Annotated in this window: 3 protein-coding genes; all 3 read right to left on the bottom strand. The window is 21.7% G+C overall.

Annotation, left to right across the window (positions count from 1 at the left end):
- Positions 1-211: 211 nt before the first annotated feature.
- From AB6A63_RS02245 to AB6A63_RS02255, 3 genes are read right to left on the bottom strand one after another with little or no spacing between them, the layout of a single operon-like run.
- A complete protein-coding gene (locus tag AB6A63_RS02245; RefSeq protein ID WP_370431065.1) occupies positions 212-409 on the bottom strand; it encodes a hypothetical protein in 198 nt (65 codons plus the stop codon).
- A gap of 32 nt (positions 410-441) precedes the next feature.
- Positions 442-774, bottom strand: coding sequence for a hypothetical protein (locus AB6A63_RS02250; protein ID WP_370431066.1), 333 nt, complete (start codon positions 772-774; stop codon positions 442-444).
- Positions 767-934 carry a hypothetical protein gene (locus AB6A63_RS02255; RefSeq protein ID WP_370431067.1) on the bottom strand — a complete coding sequence of 56 codons (168 nt, stop codon included), beginning with the start codon at positions 932-934 and terminating at the stop codon, positions 767-769. Before AB6A63_RS02255 ends, AB6A63_RS02250 begins: the two co-directional genes overlap by 8 nt.
- Positions 935-1,352 lie beyond the last annotated feature (418 nt).

Genomic DNA, 1,352 nt, shown 5'->3' on the forward strand with positions numbered 1-1,352 from the left:
GGTACTGAACCCGAAAACCGGTACCGCTTGTAAGTCCCACTTTTGAAAAAAAAACTTGCATTTTTTAAAAATGAATTAACAATTTTCAAAAAAACAAATAATTTTTTCAAAATCAAAACTATTTATTAATTGTTTTAATGATAACACAAAAAAATAAATTGTCAACAAAAAAATAAAAAAATTAAAAATAAAAAAATTAAAAAAAATTTTTTTAAAAAAAAGAAAAAGAAAAATAAATCGGTTGATAATTAATAATTTTTCCTATTTTTCCATCTTCAAAAAACTCTATTTTTTGTATTAAAACTCCTTGTTCGTTAAAAATAGTTATTTTATTAATGGCTCGAGTTTTAAAAATTGATTTTGGAGTTTTTATTTGTATCAACTCTGTATTTGTTTTTATTTTTTTCATATTTTTTAATTTATTAAAATATCTTTTTTATTTTAAATTTCTAAATCTTTAAAAAAATCTTTTTTGGTTTGAACTGTTAAGTTGTCCTCTGTGTTCGTCTTTGGCATATCTTGAATAAATAAAACTTTTGTGTAATCATTGAATAAATATTTATTGTTTAAATCAGGTTCACCTTGAATTTTGAAAGGTGGATGTGGGTCGTTATTTAATAATTTTTGAACTTTTGGGATGTCGCTGTAATTCAAATACAAATTATTAAAATTAAGATTGTAATTAGTTTTGGCGTAAGTTAAATAAATTCTAAAATTGGGTTTATTTTTTAAATAGTATAAAATTTCTTCAATCTCGTATATTGATTTAGCCATTATTTATCCCTTTTTTTTGTTGAACTAAATTTTTATTTTTTTTATTTAAAATAATTGTTTTTCCAACGATGATGTTGTATAATTCCTGAAACTCCTTGTCTATTAATAAATCAGTTTTGACATAATTTTCAAGAACCAAAGCTAATAATTCGGAATACATCGTAGCTGATTTTTTTTAAATTTTTGTTCTAACCGATAATATAAAACGGTAAAAACCATCAACTCAACACATAAACACATCACCAGAAGAAATAAAACACTAACTAAATAATAACTTTCAAACATTTTAAAAAACCTTTTTCAAAAAAATTAAAAATCAAAATATTTTTTTGTCAAACAAACATCAACAAATTTAAATCAAATTCTTTAAGAATCTCTCGCGGATTTTATTTTTTTAAAAAATGAAAATTTTTTTTATTTTGTTGACATTTTATAAGCTCCTTTATTTTGATTCAACTTTTTTTATTCCCATTCATAAATAAAAAAAGTCAAATCATTTATTAATTTTTTTTAATAAATAATTTGACTTTGTTTTGTATGGGACTTAGAACTGGTACCACTTTATTGGGGCGGTCAGG

Source organism: 'Camptotheca acuminata' phytoplasma, from assembly GCF_041276565.1.
Taxonomy (GTDB): domain Bacteria; phylum Bacillota_I; class Bacilli_A; order Acholeplasmatales; family Acholeplasmataceae; genus Phytoplasma.

Bases quoted from the DNA above. Each gene is read 5' to 3' on its own strand.
- AB6A63_RS02255 (WP_370431067.1), bottom strand. From the start codon at position 934: ATGTATTCCGAATTATTAGCTTTGGTTCTTGAAAATTATGTCAAAACT.
- AB6A63_RS02245 (WP_370431065.1), bottom strand. From the start codon at position 409: ATGAAAAAAATAAAAACAAATACAGAGTTGATACAAATAAAAACTCCA.
- AB6A63_RS02250 (WP_370431066.1), bottom strand. From the start codon at position 774: ATGGCTAAATCAATATACGAGATTGAAGAAATTTTATACTATTTAAAA.